Origin of the sequence: Sphingomonas sp. Root241 (assembly GCF_001428865.1) — a bacterium.
GTDB lineage: Bacteria > Pseudomonadota > Alphaproteobacteria > Sphingomonadales > Sphingomonadaceae > Sphingomonas.
The window spans coordinates 411,217-430,382 of the sequence record NZ_LMIV01000004.1; the positions used below are offsets into that span (position 1 = coordinate 411,217).

Below are 19,166 nucleotides of genomic sequence, written 5' to 3' on the forward strand. Positions count from 1 at the left end.
ATGACCCGACTGCCTGTCTTCGCCGCATTGCTGGCGATGCTGCCGTGCGCCGCCTGCGCCCAGACGGTGGTCTCGAAGGGCAATCCGATCCTCGCCGACGGCCGCTTCTACACGACGGACCCGGCGCCGCTGGTCGACGGGGACACGCTCTATGTCCTCACCGGGCGCGACATCGCCGAGCCCGAGGTCAACGACTTCATCATGCCCGAGTGGCAACTGCTGTCGACGCGCGATCCGGCGTCGCGCAAATGGCAGCACATTCCCGGCTTCATCCGCCCCGAGAACGTCTTCGCCTGGGCCGAGCCGGCGCGGGCTTATGCCGGGCAGATCGTCAAGGGCGCGGACGGCCGCTTCTATTTCTACGCGCCGGTGCTCGAGAAGGACAGCGACGCGAAGGACCGGTTCGCGATCGGCGTGGCGGTGGCGGATCGCCCGACCGGGCCGTGGAAGGATGCCCATCCGGCGGGGCCGATCATCTCGCAGAAGCTGCCCGTCGCGAACAATATCCAGAATATCGATCCGACCGTGCTGCTCGACGATGATGGCCGGGCCTACATTTATTGGGGCACGTTCGGTCAGCTGCGCGGGATGGAGCTCGAACGCGACATGATCACGCCCACGGGGCCGGAGACGCGGATCGAAGGGCTGACCGGCTTCTTCGAGGCGCCGTGGATCCTGAAGCGCAAAGGCGTGTATTACATGCTCTATGCCGGCAACAAGGCGGGCCCGGATAGCGACTGCACGCCGGCAGTATATTATGCCTGCCAGGCCTGGGGCACCGCGGCCTCGCCGCTGGGGCCGTGGACCTATCGCGGCGTCGCTTTGCGCCCGGTTTCCTCGACCACCTCGCATGCCGGTGCCGTGGAATTCAAAGGCAAGTGGTACATGGCGTATCACACCGCCGACGCTATGGGCGGGGGCCATTTCCGCCGCAGCGTGGCGATCGACGAAATGCAGTGGGACGACAGCGTCTCGCCCGCGGCGATCCGCCCGGTGGTGCCGACCCGTGCGCCGCAGTCTGCGCCCAAGCCGACGCGCAACATTGCCGGCTCGGCTTCGGCGGTGTCGTCGAACGTCGTGCCGGTGCAATATTGGATCGCCGCGCTCAACGACGCCAAGGTCCGCGCCAATCCGCTGCCGCCCGAGATGTGGGGGACGTGGACCGGCAACAATCCGAAACAGCCTTGGGTCGAATATCGCTGGAAGGAGCCGGTGACGATCGACGGGTCGCGTGTCTATTTCTTCGCCGACCAGCCCGCCGGATCGGGGATCGGCGTGGCGCCGCCCGCGGCGTGGCACCTCGAATATTGGGACGGCGGGTGGAAGCCGGTGGCGGGAGCCGGCAGCTATGGCACCGCGGCCGGGGTGTTCCAGTCGGTCAGCTTTCCGAAAGTGACGACGCGCTGCCTGCGGGCGGTATTCGATGCGTCGGGCACCGGGGGCACCTTCGCGGGGGTCGGCGTGCAGGAATGGGAAGTGCTCGCGCCGCGGCCCCGCGTGCCGGCGGCGCCGGGCGTTGCCGCCTCTGGGTGCGGGAAGAACTAGACGCCTGTCCACCTGCTGGTTGAGCGTGCGGCGGCGATGCGCGTTAAATGATTGATATTAAACAAGGAGAAGAATGGAAGTTGACACTGGGTTGACACTGCCTCGCTTGATGCGCCCGCTGCGCGACATCGAAGCGACCGCACGCGCGCCGTGTGAATCTCCTGGTCCTGGTATGGATCCGCCCGACAATGTCAAAGAGCCGGTTGCGAGACCGCCCACCCCTCAGGCGGAGAGCTCGACAACCCTTGATAAAATACCGTCATCCCGGCCTTGAGCCGGGATCCCGCTTCTTCGTCCGAAAGGCAGCGGGACCCCGGCTCGAGGCCGGAGTGACGAGGAGTGAGGCAAGCAGACGAAATCCTACATTTCAAGATTGAAACCGCGCCGCGCAGGTTCAGCAGATCTCGGCGGTGCTTTTCGGGATCGGCCCTGGCGGCACGCGCGCGGGATGCTTGTAGAAGGGATCGCCCGGCAGGCGATGCCGGTCGCCATAAACCGCGCGCAGCACCGCGGCGAGCGCCGGGTCGTGCCGGCGCAGATCCGTGTCGGACAGGATGCGCACGCCGTCCACCACGGCTAGCTTGTTCGAATTGAACCAGAATTGCGTGCCCTCGGCCCAATATTCCTGGACCGTGGTCGCGCCATATTCGCCGGTCCACAGGCCCTTGTCCTTCGCCACGGCATAGGCCTTTTCGACCTGCCTATAGAGCCTGGGATCCACCGCCTCGACCGCGTAGAGGATCGCGTGCGAGAATTCGTGGACGAGGATCGTCTCGCCATAATATTTGGTGCCGGGGATCGCGAGGAGGTTCTCGGTTGCGGCGCTGGTCAGCAGCCCACCCATGCCGCGCGCGCGGCGGCCCCAATATTCGCGGTCGGTCAGCCGGCCGATCCGCACGTCATAGAGTTTGCGCTCGCAGCGCGTGAGCCGCGGATCGTCGATCGCCGGCTTCTTCCAGTCGCGCTGCTCGGGGACGTCGGTGGCGCGTTCGTCGACTCCCATCACCATCACGCGCTGCCCGGCGCGGACAAGTTCGCGGGCGAGATCGGGACGGTGCGCGAGCATGGCCACCATCATTCGCCGCGCCACCCGCAGCGCTTCGTCGGGCACTGCCTGCGACGACGACACCGGGATGCCGTCCGCGTCGACCGATTTGACGTAGAAGGAGTCTAGCCCGAGCGCCGCCGGCGGCGGGCCGACCGGCGCGGGCTTGCCGGCGCATGCGCCGAGCGTGGCGGCGGCGATCAGCAGCGGAAAGGCACGCCTCATGCGAAGGGTCGGTCGATCGAATGCTGCGGCTCGGTGAACCAGGCGGCGCCGGTCTCGGTCACGTACATATGGTCCTCCAGCCGGATGCCGAAGCGCTCCGGTACGACGATCATCGGCTCGTTCGAGAAGCACATGCCCGGCGTCAGCGGCGTCCGATCGCCGCGGACGAGATAGGCCGGCTCGTGGATCGCCAGCCCGATGCCGTGCCCGGTGCGGTGCGGCAGGCCGGGCAGGCGATAATCGGGGCCGAGCCCGGCGCGTTCGAGCACGCGGCGCGCGGCGGCATCGACACTCTCGCACGGCGCGCCCGGTTCGACTGCGTCGAACGCGGCGGCCTGTGCCTCCTTCTCCAGCGTCCAGAGAGCGCGGATCTCGTCATCGACTGCGCCAAACGCATAAGTGCGGGTGATGTCCGAATGATAGCCATCGACCGTGCAGCCGGTATCGATCAGCACCAATTGGCCTTCCTCGAGCTGCTGGTCACCCGGCAGCCCGTGCGGATAGGCGGTGGCGGTCCCGAACTGCACCGCGCAGAAGGTGGAGCCGGCAGCGCCGAGCGCACGGTGGGCATCGTCGATGAAGCGCTTGATCGTGCTGGCGCCGATGCCGGGTTCGAGGATGCGCGCGGCGCGGCGATGGACCTCGAGCGTCATCGCCTTGGCCTGATGCATCAGTGCGAGCTCGGTCGCGGATTTGACCATGCGCAGACCGTCGATCACCAAAGCGCCGGAGACCGGCCGGAACGATGCGCGCAGCGGCTCGGACCAATGGAACGGGAGCAGGGGATCGAGCGCGAGCACCGCGTTCGGCGCAAGGCTGTCGGCGATCAGCGCCAACGGGCTCTCATCCTCCTCCCACAGCAGCAATTCGGCGTCGATCGCCAGCTCGGCCTCCAGCGATCCGCGCTCGAAGGCGGGGCAGAGGATCCAGGGCTTGCCGCTGGCCGGCAGCAGCATCGCCACCAACCGCTCGGTCGGCGACCAGCCGATCCCGGTAAAGTAGCGCAGGCTCGGCCCGGCATTGACCAGCAATGCGTCGGCGCCGATCGCCGCAAGTCGCGCGCGGGCGCGCTCCAGTCGCGTGTCGCGCTCGTCTTTGCCGATGGGCGGGGCAGGGGAAGGCCATTGCTCCAGCGCGGCGAGTTCTGCCGCGATGGTCGAGCCGCCGATGGTCATGCGCGTCCTCCTTTGCCGTCGAAACGTTCGAGGTCGAACGGCGTCAGATCGATATGGGGATTGGTTTCGTTGGCCAGCGCCGCTACCAATTCGGCGGTGATCGGCGCGAGCGTCAGGCCCAGATGCTGGTGCCCGAAGGCATAGAGCAGATTGGTCGCGCGGCGCGACCGGCCGATCGCCGGCAGATAATCGGGCAGGGTAGGGCGGGCGCCCATCCAGCGCGTGAACGGCGGATGCATCGGCAGGCCGAGCTCGGCGACATGGCGTTCGAGCCGCTCCCATTTGCGCGGATCGGGCGGGGCATCGGGACGCGCGAGTTCGACGAAGCTCGCCGCCTGCACGGTATCGGCATAGCGGGTGACGATCATCGAGCGATCCTCGAACACGATCGGTGGAAGGTCGGCCGGCCAGTGATCCGCGGCGGCGCGTATATGGTAGCCGCGTTCGGCGATGATCGGGGCATTGTGGCCGGCATGCTCGACCAGTGGCTTGCTGCCGACGCCCGCGGCGACGAGCACGAGATCGGCATCATGGCCGGGTATCCGGGCACGGCCGTGTTCGACGGTCAGCGTGCCGGACTCGCGCAGGATCTGCCCGCCGTGGCGGACCACGTCGTGTTCCAGTGCGTCCGCGAGCTTCCCGAGATCGGCGATCTGGCCGGTGCCTTCGAAGCGTAGGGCGCCTGCGATCGGCGCGCGCGTCACCGCTCGTATCCGCGCGAGATCTTCGGGCTTGGCGTCGCCGATGCGGGCGGTGCCGATATCGGCGGCGCGCCACGCCGTCTTGCCGGCTTCCGCCTTCGCCGAATCTGCCCAGGCGACGAAATGGCCGTCGGTCTTCACCAGCTCCGGCGCCCAAGGCGCGCGCTGCCATGAAGGGAGCGCCTCGGCGAGCAGGCTGCGCAGGGCATCGCTGCCCGCGCGGAAACGGTCGGGTCGCGTGGCGGTGAGGAAGCGCAAGGCGAAGGGAAGCCAGTCGCCGATCGCGCGCACCGGCATGTCCAGCGCCCCACCGGCGGCGAAGCGCCGGCCCCAGGCCGAACGCAGGCTCGCGATCGAGGCGAGCGGCGCCACCTGTTCGGTCGCGATGTGCCCGGCATTGCCCCAGGACGCCGCGTCGCGAGTCTCCGATGTCTCCAGCACGGTGACTCGATGTCCGGCGCAGAGCAGCGCGGACGCGCAACTCAACCCTATCACCCCGCCGCCAACGATCGTAACCTGCTTCACCGCCACTCCTCTATTGCAACGCAAAAATCCGTATCGTATACGTTATTCGACTTCAAGAACGGGGTATCAAATGACGATCGGTTGGAAGGGCGTTTTTCCTGCAGTGACGACTCAGCTGAGGGAGGATCTGTCGATCGACCTGGCCGATACCCAGCGCGTAGTGGACGATTTGATCCGTGACGGCATTACCGGCGTGATCGCGCTGGGGACGGTGGGCGAGAACAACTCGCTGGATTTCGAAGAGAAAGTCAGCGTGCTCTCCGCGATCGTCGAAGTGGTTGATGGCCGGGTTCCGGTGATCACCGGCGTTTCGGAATATGATACGCGGCGCGCGGTTCGTTATGCCCAGGCCGCGGAAAAGGCCGGCGCCGATGGCCTGATGGTGCTGCCGCCGATGGTCTATGTGCCGAAGCCGCATGAGATGGTCGCCCATTTCAGGGGAGTGGCCGAGAAGACCGGGCTCCCGATCATGCTCTACAATAATCCGCCTGCCTATCGCAGCGTGATCGACAACGAAGTGCTGGAAGCGCTGCGCCCGGTGAAGAACATCGTCGCGGTCAAGGAATCGGCGCCGGACACGCGCCGCTTCACCGATTTCCGCAATGCATTCGGCGAGCGCTACGTGCTGTTCGCGGGGCTCGACGATGTCGCGCTCGAAGGCCTGTTCCTCGGCGCGCAGGGTTGGGTCTCGGGCCTCACCAATGCGTTTCCCAAGGAATCGGTCGAGCTGGTCGCGGCGTTCGAGCGCGGCGACTACGCCAAGGCGCTCGAAATCTATCGCTGGTTCATGCCGTTGCTCCATCTCGATGCCGAGCATGACCTCGTCCAGTCGATCAAGCTCGCCGAGCAGGTGATGGGCCGCGGTTCCGAGCGGGTGCTGCCGCCGCGCTATCCGCTCGAAGGCGCCCGCCGCGCCGAGGTGATCGCCATGGTCGAGAAGGCAGCGGCGACGCGGCCTTCGCTGAGCGTCGCGCAGGCGGCCTGACGCACAAGATGCGGCATACTTTCTTCTGCATCGACGGCCATACGGCGGGCAATCCGGTTCGGCTGGTGGCCGGCGGTGCGCCGTTGCTCAAGGGCGCGTCGATGTCGGAAAGGCGGCAGGACTTCCTCGCGCGCTTCGACTGGATCCGCACCGGCCTGTGCTTCGAGCCGCGCGGGCACGACATGATGTCGGGTGGGTTCCTCTACCCGCCGACCCGGCCCGACGCCGATATCGGCATATTGTTCATCGAGACCTCGGGCTGCCTGCCGATGTGCGGGCACGGCACGATCGGGATGGTCACGTTCGGGCTCGAGCACGGGCTGATCCAGCCCGCCGAGCCCGGCAAGCTGCGGATCGAAGTGCCCGCGGGGGTGATCGACATCGCCTACACGCAGGAAGGCGACAAGGTCACTGCGGTGCGGATCACCAATGTGCCCGCTTATGTCGCGGCGCGAGGCATCCAGGTCGATGTCGAAGGCATCGGCCCACTTTCGATCGACGTTGCCTATGGCGGCAATTATTACGCGATCATCGAGCCGCAGGGCGGCTATGCGGGCCTCGACGATCTCGGCGCGTCGCGGCTGATCGACCTCAGCCTGCGTATTCGCGAAGCGGTGCGTGAGAAGTTCGAGCCGGTGCATCCGCTCGACTCCACGATCCGCGGAGTCAGCCACATCCTGTGGGCGGACAAGCCCCGCGGGGACGGCGCCGACGGGCGCAACGCGGTATTCTATGGCGACAAGGCGATCGATCGCAGTCCGTGCGGCACCGGGACCTCGGCGCGGCTCGCGCATCTGGCGGCGGCGGGAAAGCTCGCGGTCGGCGATCGCTTCGTCCACGAGAGCTATATCGGCAGCCGCTTCATCGGCCGCGTCGAGGCGGAAACACGCCTCGGCGATCAGCCTGCAATCATTCCGTCAGTGGAAGGGTCGGCAATCGCAACGGGTTTCAACACGATCTGGATTGATCGTGCTGATCCTTTCTGGGAAGGGTTCCAGGTCAAGTAATGCTTCAGAATCCGCGCCGTTCATCCGAACACAGGCGCTCCCACTGCAAGGAGAGACGGTCATGAGCATCGTCGTACGTACGCTTGCCGATCGTGTATTCGAGATCGTGCGCGAGCAGATCGTGATCGGACAATTGCCGGACAATTTGCCGATCCGTCAGGATGCCTTGGCTACCGAACTGGGGGTCAGCAAGATCCCGTTGCGCGAGGCACTGGCGCGGCTCGAACAGGAAGGGCTGCTGACCAGCCACGCCAATCGCGGCTATTTCGTCCAGCCGATGTCCGCGCAGCAGGTCGACGAGATCTACGTACTCCGCCTCGCGATCGAGCCGCCGGCCGCAGTCTATGCCGCCGAACGCGCGACCGAAGCCGATCAGGCCGCCGCGATCCAGGCCTTTCACGAGCTCGACGGCGCAGCCGCCAGCAACCTTGCCGAAGTCGCAGTGCGCAATCGCGATTTCCACACCGCATTGGTGCGGCCCGGCGGCCGGCTGCTGACCACCCAGTTGGTGGAGCGGCTGTCGATCCTCGCCGAGCGTTACGTCGTCGCGCATCTGCAGCCCGCGGGCCGCGAATCGCGGGCGCATACCGAGCATCAGGACTTGCTCGACGCGTGGCTCGCGCGGGACGGGGCGAAGCTGACGACGCTGCTCACGGGTCACATCCAGGGCACGCTCGACGACCTGCGCCAGCAATTCGGTTCGACGACCTAGACGACAAAAATCAGGGGGAAAGCTGCATGTTCGGTCCGCGCAAGTCGCTCGATTCAGTAACGAAGCACGCGGAGGGCCATGCACTCGCCAAGACGCTCAGCTGGCCGCATCTGATCGCACTCGGGGTGGGCGCGATCGTCGGCACCGGCATCTACACGCTGACCGGCGTCGGCGCCGAGCGCGCCGGGCCGGCGGTGATCCTCGCCTTTGCGATTGCCGGCGCGGTCTGCGCCTGCGCGGCGCTCGCTTATGCCGAGCTGGCGACGATGATCCCCGCCGCGGGCAGCGCCTATACGTTCAGCTATGCTGCGCTCGGCGAGAAGGTCGCCTGGGTGGTCGGCTGGAGCCTGGTGCTGGAGTATTCGCTGGCCTGCTCGACCGTGGCGGTCGGCTGGTCGGGCTATCTGGTCGGCTGGTTGCAGGCGGCGGGCGTGCATCTGCCCCCCGAGCTTCTCGCCGGGCCGCATGCGGGCGGCATCATCAACCTGCCAGCCGTGATCGTCGCGCTGAGCGTGATGGGGATGCTGGTGGCCGGCACGCGGGAGAGCGCCACGCTCAACATCGTCCTCGTCATCATCAAGCTGGTTGCCTTGGGCGTGTTCGTCGCCTTCGCGCTGCCTGCGTTCGATGGCCACAACCTCGAGCCGTTCATGCCCTATGGCTTCGGCTCGACCGAAGTCGGCGGAGAAAAGCGCGGGGTGATGGCCGCCGCTGCGATCGTCTTCTTCGCATTCTACGGGTTCGACGCGGTCGCCACCTCGGCCGAGGAGGCCAAGCGGCCCGGCCGCGACCTGACCATCGGCATCGTTGGTTCGATGCTGGTCTGCACGATCATCTATATGCTCGTCGCCGTCGCCGCGGTCGGCGCGCTGCCCTTCCAGCAGCTCGCCAATTCGGCCGAACCGCTGGCTTTGGTGCTGCGGTCGCTCGGCCAGCCGGTGGCGGGCCATCTGATCGCGCTTGCCGCGGTCGTTGCGCTCCCGTCGGTGATCCTCGTGATGATGTACGGCCAGAGCCGGATCTTTTTCGTGATGGCGCGCGATGGCCTGCTGCCGCGCAGCCTTGCCAAGGTCTCCCCGCGCACCGGCGCGCCGACGCGGATCACGCTGATCACGGGCGTGGTGATCGCAGCCGTCGCGGGCTTCTTCCGCCTCGACGAGATCGCCGAGCTCGCCAATGCTGGGACGTTGCTGGCGTTCATCGCGGTCGGCGCCTGCCTGATGGTGCTGCGCAAGCGCGCGCCCGATGCGCCGCGGCTGTTCCGCTGCCCGGCGCCCTATGTCGTTGGCACGCTGGCGATCCTCGGCTGCCTCTATCTGCTGTTCAGCCTGCCGTCGGCGACGATCCTGCGGTTCATCGTCTGGAACCTGATCGGGCTGGCCGTCTATTTCGCTTATGGCTGGCGGCACAGCGAAGTGAAGCGGCAGGCGCTGCCCGCCTGACCTGAGTTTCGGACTTTTCATTACCGCTCACCGACAAGGAGTAGCCCCGTGCGACACCTGCTGACTGCGCTTGCCCTCACGACATCGCTCACGTCCGGAGCGGCGCTCGCACAGACGCGCTTCGACGGCGTCTGGCTGTTCGACCACGCCGGACCCAATCCGGGCGTCACCATGCTGCAGGTCGCCAGCGACGGCGCCCGGATCACCGGCGCGGTGACCACTAAATGGTACGGCCCGGTGACGATGCAGAATGCGCGGCTCGACAAGGGCGTACTCACCTTCGACGTGCGCAACCTCAACGACCGCGAACATCCCACGCGCACCTGGACCGTGAAGCAGACGCCGAAGGGCGTGCGGCTCGTGGGTCAAATGTGGTTCTCCAAAATCGACGCGGCGGGCCGCCGCGGCACGGTGAAGCAAGCCGAGGCGCGGGCCTTCCGCTTCCAGACGCTGCCCGATTGGCGGGTAGTGGAACAGGTGCCGCTCGCGCCGAGGCCGCCGATGGGCTGGAGCAGCTGGAACAAGTTCGCCGAGAAGATCGACGACAAGACGATCCGTGCGATGGCCGATGCGATGGTCTCCACCGGTCTGCGCGACGCCGGCTACGTCTATGTGAACATCGACGACGGCTGGCAGGGCACGCGCGGCGCCGACGGCCGCATCCGGCCGAACGCCAACTTCCCGGACATGAAAAAGCTGGCGGACTATGTCCATTCGAAGGGGCTCAAGCTCGGCATCTACAGCTCGCAGGGGCCGCGCACCTGCGCCGGGTTCGAAGGGAGCTATGGCCATGTCCGGCAGGACGCGCAGACCTTTGCCGACTGGGGTATCGACTATCTCAAATACGATCTGTGCTCGGGCGAATATTTCTACGCCGATGCGGATACGGTGAAGCGCAGCTATGCCGAAATGGGCGCGGCGCTGAAGGCGACCGGACGGCCGATCGTCTATTCGCTGTGCGAGTATGGCCGGTTCGACGTCGGCGCCTGGGGCCGGCAGGTCGGCGGGCACCTATGGCGTACCACCGGCGACATCACCGACGATTATCCCACGATGGCGCGCATCGGCTTCGACAGGAACGGCAAGCCCGAGCACACCGGCCCGAACGGCTTCAACGATCCCGACATGCTCGAAGTGGGCAATGGCGGTATGTCGCTGGACGAATACACGACGCACATGACGCTCTGGGCGATCTCGGCCGCGCCGCTGTTGATGGGACACGACCTGCGCCGGACGCCGCCCGAGATGCTGGCATTGCTCGAGAACCGCGAAGTGATCGCCGTCGATCAGGACGAGAAGGGAATCCAGGGCAGGGCGGTGCGCAAGGACGGCGCTCTCGAGATCTGGGCCAAACCACTGGGCGACGGCGCGGTCGCGTTGGCACTGTTCAACCGGGGCGATGCCGCAGCGAGGATGGAAGCGCGCGCCGCCGACGCAGGCTTCGCTACGCTCACCGCCGCGCGCGATCTTTGGCGCGGGAAGCCGGTGGCGACCGACGCACTGACGTTCGACGTACCGGCGCACGGCGCGGTGATGCTGCGGGTGCAGGGCGAATAGCCAAAAGAAAGGGCGGGCCGCTTTCGCGACCCGCCCAGTCGGGGCAAATCTGGCCGCCGCTAGAAGCGGAAGCGGGCGCTTGCCTGCACCGTGCGCGCCTGCTCGCGCACGCCCACGGGCAGCGAATCATATGCACCGAAATAGGTGCTGGCGTTGTTGCGCAGGATGTTCGTCGCCTCGAGACTAAGTGTCATGAACTTGACCGGCGTCACGTTGATCGCCGCGTCGAGGCGGGAGGTCGCCTTCATATAGACCGAGTAGCCCGGGTTCACATAGTCGATATAGGTCTTGAACTTGGAGCGGACATTGTAGGCTACCCGCGCGCTGAACGTCGGCGTGTCGTAGAACAGTGCGACGTTCCCGGTATATTTCGAGGTGTACGGCGCGTCGAACACGCCGGGCACATCGGGCGTATTGTCGTCGCGATAGAGCTCAAGACGCGAAACCGGAATGTAGGTGAAATTGGCATTCACGCCGAAATTCCGCGCGAACCCGGGCAGGAAGCCAAACATCGTATTGCCCTGCAACTCGAAGCCGAAGATCTTGCCGGGGCCGGCGTTGCGCGGCTTTCCGACACGATAGCGGCCGCCGAGTTCGGGAATATATTCATACGCGTCGATGTCGCCGATCTTCGGCAGGGTATAATAGATGAAGCCGTTCTGATTCTTGAGGAACGCGCCGAGCGATACCATGCCGCCGGTGAAATAATGCTCCAGCGAAGCGTCGAAATTATTCTCCTGGATCGGTTTCAGATCGGGGTTGCCGGCATATACCGGGTTGGTCGGGTTGATGATGGCGTCGCGCAATTCCTTGAAAGTGCGCAGATCGTAGAAGCCCGGGCGCTGTACGTTGTGGGTGTAGGATAGCCGCAGCTGAAGCTTCGGGGTGAAGTGGAGGTTCACCGTCGCGCTCGGCAGCATGTCCGTGTAATTGCCCTTCGACGACGTCAGCCGGTGCTGGACATTGTAGTCGATGACTCCGTTGATCACGTTGAAGTAATTCTGCGTGCTCTGCGCGGTGCCCCAAGTGTTGACGTAGCGAAGCCCGATCGTGCCGTCGATTGGGAAGGGCGCGTCGAGGCCCCAATTGAGGATGCCGTATGCAGCGAAGGTTCGCTCGGTTTCGCGATAGGACGAGCCCGGATCATTGTTGCCCGGCTGCTCGGGGTTCCAGTCGTTGCCGAGCAGGTCTGCGCCGTTGGCCATGACATAGTCGCGCATCGCGCTGAAGTTATCGTAATATTGCGCGTTGTCGAAATGGTACCAGCTCGGCACCTCGCCGCTGCGGATGTCGGGCGTCGAGGTGACGAAGCTGTTGCCGGTCGCCGCGGCCGCCGCCTCCATCGACGGTGCGGTCGCCGTGTTGAAGTAGAACGCGTCGCGATAGCCGTAGGTGTAGCCCATCGTGCGCTTGGTGAAGCGGGCGCCGAACTGGATCGAGCGAAGCAATCCCTTGCCGGTGTCGATGGTGAAGTCGAGATTGCTAGCGAAGAACGTATCGTTGTTGCCGCCATTCTGGTCATGGACCTGGTAGAGGCGATAATCCGCGAGTGTATTCAACGAATTGTTGGGAAAGGTGATGTACGGTCCGCCACCGGGAACGTTGTCCGAATTGAAGTAGACATCTACCGAGGTTGCGCCGGCAATGCGGGACTGCTGCTGGACGAAATAATAGTTCGTATCTGACCAATTATACTGATTTGAGAAGGTGATGTGCACATTGCCGCCGGCCCAATTCGTCACGAAATTGGTGCCGTAGGTGTCGGTGCGCGTTTTCTGATAGAGCGAAAGCGGCCCGCCGGGGACGCCGTTCAGGTTATTGAGCGTGACCGACTGGATCGTGCCGTTCTCGTCGACGACGAGGTTTGAATAGCTGCCCTGGTCGGTATTGGTCTGCAGTTTGAGATAGTCGCTGACCGCCGTCTGGCGGGCGCCCAGATACGAGCCTTCGAGCACGAAATCGAGCTTCGGGCTTGCGCGCCACTGCCACGAGGCGTTGAGCGAGGGGCGCTTGATCGAGCCCGATTCCACTCCATAGGTCACGGCATAGGGAACCAGAGTGTCGCGGAGTGCGACCGGAACGCTGGTGTTGGACGGGCTGCCGGTGAAAAAGCCGATCTGCCCCGGCGATTCCGCGGCGACGAAATTCTCATTATATTTGTTGTTGGTCAGCGAGCCGTTGAACAGGAAGCCCATTTCGCCGATCGGCGTATCGAAGCGCTCGGCGAGCAACAGGCTCGCATAGGGGCTCTTGGTGTTGCCGATGTCCGAGAAGGTCTCGCGGAAGCTGCCCGCGACCGTCAGGCCCTTTCGCAGGTCGAGCGGACGGCGCAGCTCGATATTGACCGTGCCGGCAATGCCGCCTTCCGGCTGATCGGCGCTGCGGGTCTTGTAGACATCGACCGACTTCAGCAATTCGGCGGGAATATCCGCGAGATTGAGCGAGCGCGAGCCGGCCACCCCGGCTTCGTTGCCATTGATCGTGGTCTGCACGTCGCCGAGGCCGCGGATTGTGACGCTCGATCCTTCGCCATGGACACGATCGATCTGCACGCCGGTGACACGCGACAGCGCTTCGGGAACGTTGTTGTCGGGAAGCTTGCCGACGTCTTCTGAAACGACCGAGTCGACGATCTGCTTGGCGTTGCGCTTTTTCGCGTTCGCCGAGTCGACGCTGCCGCGGATGCCGACGACGAGGATCTGGTCCTGCGAAGGTTCTGTCGTCTCGACCTCGTCCTGCGTCTGAGCGTCCTGCGCCATGGCCTGTGTCGCGGCCAGTGCGCCTGCCGAGACCGTAGCCAATGCGAGCGCCCGCGTGATGCTTTGAAAACCAGTGCCAACCCGAATCTTCATCTCGTGTCTCCCCCTCTGCCGTTCTCGGCTATACTATATAATGTATACCATATGACCGAGTTTGCCGCTGTCAAGAGACTGAAACAGTCGTTCGACGGGTGAGCGGCACAGGCAATGTGTCTCGGACGGCGCCCATTGACGGCGCCGATATGCGCTCTCGGTCCAAATGGAGGAGGGCCGTCCGGGTCTGCAGGATGAGGCGGGGCGGAGGTGAGCTGTGTCTGGCTCGTTACAATCCCGTTGCAAAGCGCATTGATCGCTGACATTGTATACCGTACACGATATCAGATATATGATGAAGGGGACGAGATATGCGGAAGCATCGTGCATTGCTGGTCGGTAGCGCCGTGGCAGCCTTGGTCGCCTACAGTTCGTCAGCAGCAGCCCAAGGCGTCGAAGAGGGCGTATCCCCTCAGGAAGCATCCCCGACCGAAATCACGGTCACCGGCACCCGGATCCAGCAGCCGGGCCTGATCAGCACCAGTCCCGTCACCACGGTCGATTCGGGCGAGATCCGTCTCCAGGGCGCTACGAACATCGAGAATGTGCTCAACCGGCTGCCGCAGGTCACCGCGGACGCCAACGAGAACGTCTCCAACGGGTCCGACGGCACGGCGCGAGTCAATCTGCGCAATCTCGGCAGCAACCGGAACCTGATCCTGGTCAACGGGCAGCGCTTGCTGCCGATCCAGGCCACCGACGTGAACTTCCTGCCTTCGTTCCTGGTCGATCGCGTGGACGTGGTCACCGGTGGGGCCTCGGCGGTTTACGGCTCGGACGCGATTTCGGGCGTGGTCAACTTCATCCTGCGCAAGGATCTGAACGGCGTGCTCGCCGACGTCCAGTACGGCTTCTCCAATCATCACAACGACGATCAGGCGCGCCGCGCCCTGATCTCCGCCAGCGGTTATCAGAACGCCTTGTCCTCGCCGATCGACGGACAGCGCTTCGACGCCAATATCGCAGTCGGCAAGAACTTCGCCGACGGGCGCGGCAACATCATGGCCTATTTCGGCTATCGCGAGGTGCAACCGATCACCCAGGCCAACCGCGACGTCTCCGCCTGCGCGCTCGATCCGACCAACAATAATACAGAATTCACCTGCGGCGGCTCGTCGAACAACGAATTCGGGCTGTTTCAGCCGTTGACCGGGCCCAATGCCGGAGTCGCTTTCAACAACACCCGCGACGGCGCCAAGACCTGGGTACCGTACGACAGCAGCTTTCGCTATAATTACGCGCCGCTCAACTATTTCCAGCGCAACGACAAGCGCTACACCGCCGGCGCCTTTGCACGGTTCGAGGCCGATCCCGCGGCCGAAGTCTACGCCAGCTTCATGTTCATGGACGACCGCACCAATTCGCAGGTCGCGCCCTCTGCATTGTTTCAGGGCACGACTTACACGGTCAATTGCAACAATCCCCTGATAAGCGCGCAGCAGGGGCAATTGCTGTGCGGTGCGGCGTATGGCACCGCGGCGACGCAGGACCTGTTCATCGGCTATCGCCCGGTGGCGGCGCCGGCCCGGCCGCGGCGCGACGACCTGCGCCACACCGACTTCCGGGTCAGCGGCGGCGTCCGCGGCGAGGTCGCGCCCGGCATCAGCTATGACGTCAACGGCCTGTTCTCGCGCGTGCTGTTCAACGAGAACTATCAGAACGATATCGACCCGGTCCGCGCCAATCGCGGCCTCAACGTGGTCAACGTCAACGGCGTGCCGACCTGCAGGTCGGTGGTCGACGGCAGCGACCCCGCCTGCGTGCCGCTGAACGCCTTCCAATATGCCGGGCTGTCGGCAGAATCGCTCGATTACATCTATTCGCCCACCTTCACGCGCGGGATGGACAAGGAAACTGTGCTCAGCGGCACGGTCACTGCCGACCTGACCAGCTATGGCGTGCAGAGCCCCTGGGCCGATCAGGGCCTGGGAATAGTGCTCGGCGTCGAGCATCGCCGCGAGAGTCTGGTCTTCCACGCCGACGCGCTCGCGCAACAGAAGGGCACGCTCGAGGCTCGGGGGGCGTTCAACGTCACCGAGTTCTTCACCGAAGTCCGCCTGCCCATATTCGAGAACCGCCCCTTCGCCGAGGAGCTGACGCTGACCGGCGGCTATCGCTATTCGAAGTACAGCACCCGCGACGAAGGCATATCGACCTACAAGGGCGAGATCGCCTGGGCGCCGATCCGCGACATTCGCTTCCGCGCCGGCTACAACCGCGCGATCCGCGCACCCAACATCTCGGAACTGTTCGCGGCGCAGGGACTGGGCAACATCTCGGCGCAGGATCCGTGTTCGGGGGCGTCGCCCAGCGCCACCGCGGCGCAGTGCGCGGCGACCGGCGTCTCCGCGGCGCAATATGGCCATATCATCGAATGCCCGAGCGAGGTCTGCGTCGCGCAGGGCGGCGGCAATCCGGCGCTGCGGCCCGAACAGGCCGACACCTATACCGCGGGCGTCGTGCTCTCGCCGCGCTTCCTCAAGCGCTTCTCGCTGTCGATCGACTATTTCAACATCAAGGTGCGCGACTATATCTCGTCGATCCCGGCATCGCTGACGATCAGCCAGTGCATCGCCACCGGCGATCCGTTCTTCTGCTCGCTGTTCCACCGCGACCCGCGCACCGGCGTGCTGTTCGGCGAACAGGGCTATGTGATCTCGACCACGCAGAATACGGGTTCGCTCAAGACCTCGGGCTTCGACATCGGTGCGAACTACGCGGCCGATACCGGAGTGGGCGGGTTCAGCCTCTCGTTCATCGGCACGTGGCTCAAGGAACTGCGCAACGAGCCGCTGCCGGGCCTCGGCAGCTATGATTGCGTCGGGCTGTTCGGGCCGACTTGCGGCCAGCCGAGCCCCGAATGGCGGCACCAGGCGCGGCTGAGCTGGTCGGACACCACCGACATCGCCTCGGTTTCGCTCAACTGGCGCTATATCGGGCCGACCAAGCTGAGCAACAACACCGACGATCCGTTCCTCACAGGCCCCGCCTATGTGCTCAACGCCAGTCTGCCGGCGTACAGCTATTTCGACCTAGCGCTCTCGGCTAAGGTCCAGAAGAACATCGCCTTCCGCCTCGGCGTGAACAACCTGCTCGACAAGGACCCGCCGGCGGTCGCCCAGGGGCTGCTCTACAGCTTCGGCAACGGTAACACCTATCCCGGCGTGTACGATGTGGCGGGACGGACCTTCTTCATCGGTCTCAACGCCGAATTCTGAGGACGAATTTTCGAACGGGGCGCGGCGAGGTGGTCAGGATGCATCTGATCACGCTGCGCGACCGTCATGATGATGGGGTATCGGCGCCAGGTTGATGCGCTGAGCGCTGCGCTCGCGGCGGCGGAGGCTGCCATCGAAGGTGGCCCGCGACTCCGCGCAATAGTCGCTCGAATTGTGGTTACCCCCTCGCCAGGAAGTGGTGGCATTCGCCACTTTGCGCGCACTCTGGGCGGCAACGCCTGGAGTAGGCCATCGCGTGTCGAGGCAGCCGCATCGACACTTTGACGTCGCGGACCCGGGTCGAGAACGGTATTATTTGTCTCCCCTGCATTAAGGCCTAAACAAACTCCGATTTCCCCCGATCAAAGCTGTGAGGGGGGCCACCGGCCGCTCCGTTTTGAGGGTGGGACGATGGTTGCGATCTTCACGGGTGCGGGGACCGGTCTTGAGCGCGGTTCGGGCAATGTGCTGGGATCATCGGGGCTGCTCGGTTCGGCGGGCTTCGGGCGCAGCGGTCAGGGCATCTTCCTGAATGCGGCGAACGGCAATCTGCTGATCAATCGCCAGGACGAGTTTCTCGTCGGGCGCGGGCCCGATGCGGGGGTTGCCCGCACCTACAACAGCCTCGGCAACATGTCCGACGACAATGGCGACAACTGGCGCCAGAGCACCCAGCGCGCGGTGCGTCTCAACGGGACGGCCAACAGCTGGGGCAGCTCGGTCACCCACCGGATGGGCGACGGTTCGGAAGTTGCTTATTACTGGAGCGGCTCCGCTTATGTCGCGGCCGGCGGGGCTGGTGTCCGTGACAAGATCATCAACATCGACGGGTCCGTGCTCCGCTGGACCGATGGCGACAGCGGCATCGTCGAGACCTATGAGAATGACGGCATAACCGAATGGCGACGCCTGAAGACCGTCGCCGACACCAGCGGCAACGCAGTCACCTATGGCTATACCGGCGACAAGCTCACTTCGATCACCACCGCGAATGGCGAGACGATCACCTATAGCTGGACCGGCAACCATATCACGCAGGTGAATTCGGGCGACGGCACGCTGACCCGATATTTCTACGACAGCTACGACCGGCTCAATCGCGTCGATGTCGAGCTGACCAGCGGTGGCAGCGTCTATTCGACCTCGTACACCTATCACGGCAGCTCGAAGCTGGTCGCCACGATCAGCGAGACCGCCGGCTCTTCTGACCCGATCGCCTTTGTCTCGATCGCCTATGACAATGACAACCGGGTCACCAGTTTGACCCAGACGGTGTCGACAGGTGTCACGCGCACGACGAGCCTCGTTTATGGCGAGGGGTACACCAGCGTCACCGATCCGGCCGGGCAGGTGACAACACTTTCGTACGACTGGAACGGCGCACTCATCCAGATCACTGCCCCGCCGGCCCAGGCTGGCGCCGCGCAGCAAACCGTGACTTTCGGCTACAATGAGGACGGCGATCTCAGCAGCGTCACCGACGCGCTCGGACAGGTCACGAATTATAATCGCGATAGCTGGGGCAGGGTGGTCACGCAGACCGATCGGCTCGAAAACATCACTGAACGCACCTTCAATGCCGCCCACCAGGTGCTCACCGAGACGCGCGCCGGATCGGGCACGACCCGCTATGTTTATGACAGTCTGGACCGGCTGGTCTACGTCGTCACACCCGAAGGGCGCGTCACGCGCAACTGGTACGATACCGTCGGCCAACTCTACTTCATCAGCGATTTCCCGGATTATCTCTACGACCTGAGCGGCTTTGCAGTCGACGAGGCTCCAAGCCAGGCGCAGCTCAACAACTGGTGTGATGGCCTTCCCGAAACCGCCAGTTCTGAGATCGCGTACATGCTCTTCGACGCGCGCGGTAACGTGACACAGCGCCGTCAGGCGAGCCAGAACAATCACTATGGATCGCCGAATACGGCAGGCGGTTATTCCGACGAATTCTTCACCTACGATTCAGCGGGTAGGCTGCTCACCCGCCGTATCGAGGGGCAAGCCACGGAAAGCTTCGTCTATGACGGGCTCGGCCGGATCACTGCCAGCACCGATCTGAACGGTGGGACGACGAGTTTCGTCTTCAACGATGCAGCGATGCAGGCGGTGGTGACGCTCGCCAACGGCTTCGTCCAGACCTCGGTATACAACAAGGCCGGGGAACTGGTCAGCTT

11 protein-coding genes and 1 pseudogene are annotated in these 19,166 nt (G+C 64.6%); 8 read left to right on the forward strand and 4 right to left on the reverse strand.

The window, feature by feature from the left end; genetic code table 11:
- Entirely contained in the window at positions 1-1,545 is a 1,545-nt protein-coding gene (locus tag ASE13_RS18995) for a family 43 glycosylhydrolase (protein WP_056620040.1), read from the forward strand.
- Between the two features lie 394 nt (positions 1,546-1,939).
- Here ASE13_RS18995 and ASE13_RS19000 read toward each other — a convergent pair whose 3' ends face one another.
- Genes ASE13_RS19000 through ASE13_RS19010 form a run of 3 tightly spaced genes read right to left on the reverse strand, consistent with a single transcriptional unit; the run spans position 1,940 to position 5,216 of the window.
- Entirely contained in the window at positions 1,940-2,815 is an 876-nt protein-coding gene (locus ASE13_RS19000; protein WP_235537057.1) for a glycoside hydrolase, read from the reverse strand.
- A complete protein-coding gene (locus tag ASE13_RS19005) occupies positions 2,812-3,990 on the reverse strand; it encodes a M24 family metallopeptidase (protein ID WP_056620044.1) in 1,179 nt (392 codons plus the stop codon). The genes ASE13_RS19000 and ASE13_RS19005 overlap by 4 nt, the downstream gene beginning before the upstream one ends.
- Positions 3,987-5,216, reverse strand: a complete 1,230-nt coding sequence (locus ASE13_RS19010) for an NAD(P)/FAD-dependent oxidoreductase (RefSeq protein WP_056620205.1) — start codon at positions 5,214-5,216, stop codon at positions 3,987-3,989. Before ASE13_RS19010 ends, ASE13_RS19005 begins: the two co-directional genes overlap by 4 nt.
- A 70-nt stretch (positions 5,217-5,286) precedes the next feature.
- Here ASE13_RS19010 and ASE13_RS19015 point away from each other — a divergent pair, with 70 nt between their 5' ends.
- The 5 genes from ASE13_RS19015 to ASE13_RS19035 all read left to right on the forward strand — a co-directional run bounded on the left by ASE13_RS19015 (position 5,287) and on the right by ASE13_RS19035 (position 10,919).
- Positions 5,287-6,201 (forward strand): dihydrodipicolinate synthase family protein, encoded by a 915-nt coding sequence (locus ASE13_RS19015; protein WP_056620047.1) that lies wholly within the window; start codon positions 5,287-5,289, stop codon positions 6,199-6,201.
- Between the two features lie 8 nt (positions 6,202-6,209).
- Positions 6,210-7,208 (forward strand): 4-hydroxyproline epimerase, encoded by a 999-nt coding sequence (locus tag ASE13_RS19020; RefSeq protein ID WP_056620050.1) that lies wholly within the window; start codon positions 6,210-6,212, stop codon positions 7,206-7,208.
- Positions 7,209-7,269: 61 nt separating this feature from the next.
- Positions 7,270-7,920, forward strand: a complete 651-nt coding sequence (locus tag ASE13_RS19025; RefSeq protein WP_056620053.1) for a GntR family transcriptional regulator — start codon at positions 7,270-7,272, stop codon at positions 7,918-7,920.
- A gap of 26 nt (positions 7,921-7,946) precedes the next feature.
- The gene (locus tag ASE13_RS19030; protein ID WP_056620056.1) at positions 7,947-9,362 is read left to right on the forward strand and encodes an amino acid permease; all 1,416 of its coding nucleotides are present in this window, start codon (positions 7,947-7,949) and stop codon (positions 9,360-9,362) included.
- 48 nt (positions 9,363-9,410) lie between these two features.
- Entirely contained in the window at positions 9,411-10,919 is a 1,509-nt protein-coding gene (locus ASE13_RS19035) for a glycoside hydrolase family 27 protein (RefSeq protein ID WP_056620061.1), read from the forward strand.
- Between the two features lie 59 nt (positions 10,920-10,978).
- Here the strand turns inward: ASE13_RS19035 and ASE13_RS19040 are convergent, their stop codons facing one another.
- Entirely contained in the window at positions 10,979-13,771 is a 2,793-nt protein-coding gene (locus ASE13_RS19040) for a TonB-dependent receptor (RefSeq protein ID WP_082597065.1), read from the reverse strand.
- A 311-nt stretch (positions 13,772-14,082) separates the two neighbouring features.
- On the opposite strand from ASE13_RS19040, the gene ASE13_RS19045 reads away from it, so the two are divergent.
- Together ASE13_RS19045 and ASE13_RS19050 are read left to right on the forward strand one after the other, a co-directional pair.
- A complete protein-coding gene (locus ASE13_RS19045) occupies positions 14,083-16,989 on the forward strand; it encodes a TonB-dependent receptor domain-containing protein (protein WP_056620067.1) in 2,907 nt (968 codons plus the stop codon).
- A 411-nt stretch (positions 16,990-17,400) separates the two neighbouring features.
- Positions 17,401-19,166, forward strand: a pseudogene (locus tag ASE13_RS19050) (RHS repeat protein); the annotation flags it as partial.